At 37.5% G+C, this 2684-nt stretch carries 1 protein-coding gene; it reads right to left on the bottom strand.

Annotated features, from left to right (window positions below; genetic code table 11):
- Positions 1-337 precede the first annotated feature (337 nt).
- Positions 338-2239, bottom strand: coding sequence for an RNB domain-containing ribonuclease (locus tag P9B04_RS19790; RefSeq protein ID WP_342056692.1), 1902 nt, complete (start codon positions 2237-2239; stop codon positions 338-340).
- Between the last annotated feature and the right edge of the window lie 445 nt (positions 2240-2684).

Below are 2684 nucleotides of genomic sequence, written 5' to 3' on the forward strand. Positions count from 1 at the left end.
ATCTTTGTCCCCTAACTTTCGGCGAGTCCCCCCAGACTTTTTGAGAAGCTTCGGGTTAATGCTGTTATTAAATTAGCTACAATAGAGCATTTTATGTCAACTATCAAAGATATTTAGGAAAGTTGGTTAGATTTATATTGTGATGAAGAAAAACCCCGCGATCGCTCCCGAGTAAAATAAAGAGTGCGTTTGGTTTTTATTCGTTCTTGATTATTGTTCTCTATCTTTGAAAGAGAACTAATGTAAACCCCTATCAAATAAGGGTTTTAGCCATCGCTTCTCATATCAACTTTTCTTGGTGCAAGATGTGAGTTAAACTAAATTATTGTACATTAACTCAATCGGATAACTCCTCCACAACAAATTTTTCTAAGTGAATGATCGCCTTTAACGAAGCATTAGTTTTAGCGTCTTTTTTGGAAGATTCAATGGCTTCTGTTTCAATTAGAGGTTCGTCTAACCATTCAATCTGACAACGACAAAGCCAGCCATTCCCTACCTGATGGTAATAATAATCAGGGCGTTTCATTTTCAGTCGCTGTAAAGTTTCATGTAAATAACCGACAGGAGATTGATAGGCTGCTGATGGCACAAGTTCCATGTCTATTTCTTCTGTTTCTAAATCAGACATAGACTCATCCGTTGTTTCGATAGGAATTTTATGTGTTTTTGAATTAATATCTTGCAAAGAATCTTCATCAATAAACCTCAGTGGCACTAAACTCTGATCTAACACCCCTTCTATTAACAAATAATTAGCCTGATGTTTTGCTGCTTGTTTGTTACTGGCAATCCCTGGAACAGCAGTGGTTTCCCTTTCTAACACAGACCAAAAAGCAAATTTTCCCGATGCGGTTGTCTTTTCTATGTATTCTACCGTTTTTTGGTTAGTTGTCGCGGCTATTTGAATGATTTTAGTTGCCTCTACTTGTTTCTCTTCTAGATAATCTAATATCTGGTTTTTGAGTAAATCTAACACCTCTAAATCGTTATAGTCTCCAAAAATTAGATAGTATAAATCCACCGGTTTAATGTTACCTTCTCCGATTCTAGAGATTGCTTCCGGTACAATTTTGTCTAATTTGGATACCCTCAAACTATCTTTGATGATTTGAGAAAATTCTTTATCTGAAAGATTCTCAATCTTTCCTTTATTTCGTAAAATATTCACTGTTTCATTGAGACGTTTCTCACGAAAATGTTCATCTCGTTGTTCTTTTACTTCAGTGCGTTTGTTATTAATATGCTTGGCGATTGCTTCTAGTTCATCCAGGGTGTAGGGAGAATCTTGTCCCTCAATAAAAACTGCTTTAAGAATGCGGTGATTAACGTAGTCAGCTACTCGACGAATGGGGGAGGTAAAATGGGTGTAAGCAGATAAAGCTAAAGCAAAGTGACCAATAACCGCAGGAGAGTAGGTGGCAGGATTTAACCAACTTTGCAACTTCTGTCTCACCAATTCCGGTAAACCCAGTGTGGTCAAAGTTTCGATTAATTCTTGACTTTTGGGGGCGATCGCAGAAGCAGTATGATTACGGTAAAGGATTGGTAATCGATGGTTTTCCGCTAAACTCGCCACTGCTGTATTAGCCAAAATCATGAATTCCTGGATGATCTGCTGTGAATGATAAAGTGGGGTGGTGAGGATGCGTCCCTCTTCGTCTAAGTTAACCCCACCGACACTGCTTAAACCGATCGCACCAACATCTTGACGTTTCCAGGCTAACTTTTGCGCCCATAGTTCGCAGTAGCGTAACATTTGAAAAAATGGTGATGAGGGGTCATGAAGAGCAGCATCTGCTGAAGTGTAAGAAAATCGTTTGAGACTGGTTAAATGGGTTAGATGAAGGGAAGTCTCTTTGATATTAGCGTTATCATCCAAGGTGATGCGAATTGTCACCGTTAAGCGTAATTTATCTTCTAAGAGGGATAAATTATCCTCGGAGAGTTCATGGGGAAACATGGGTATATTTTTTGTGGCGAGATAGCGAGTTTCCACCTGTGAGAGTGCATGAGCTTCTAAAGAAGAGCCTGGTTGAATAATGGCAGATACATCGGAAATATGGACTGATATCACTGCCCCTGATGGGTTGGGTTGTAACCATAAAGCATCATCGAGATCTTTTGATGTTTCTCCATCAATGGTAAAACCTGGAACGGCCTCTCGGTTAGCAATGGATATATTCTTGTCAATTAATTGCTCTATTTCTTTTGGGATAATGGGTAATGTTTTAGTCATTTATTCGGTTAGAAGTCGGCTTGAAAACAAAATGTTCAATGTTCAATGTTTCGTCACTATTTCTTCAGTACAGTTAAGATAGATTACTTTGATAGTTGACTTTGTTGAACTACTAGAAATCAAGAAAAAATTGACTTGGATGACTTTGACAGTATAACATATTTATTGAATCAAAAGATGATTTGCTTGTTTTTTCTTGACCTTAATTAATGAACTGGTATTTAATTTCTTGTCGTCCGAATAAAAGAGATTTGTTCTTGAAACAATTAGATTTTGAAATTGACAAAAATCAACTAGGGGATTTATTTTTAGATAAAATATCTCCTAGTGAGACTATGTATAAAGACATGGTGCTACTGCGACTTAGTAATATCTCATCAGCCAGAATCCATCTTAACTCACATCTTGCACCTGACAAGACAAAGTTCCAAACCATGTTCATAAA

The sequence above is a fragment of the Crocosphaera sp. Alani8 genome (assembly GCF_038442745.1).
Classification (GTDB): Bacteria; Cyanobacteriota; Cyanobacteriia; order Cyanobacteriales; family Microcystaceae; genus Crocosphaera.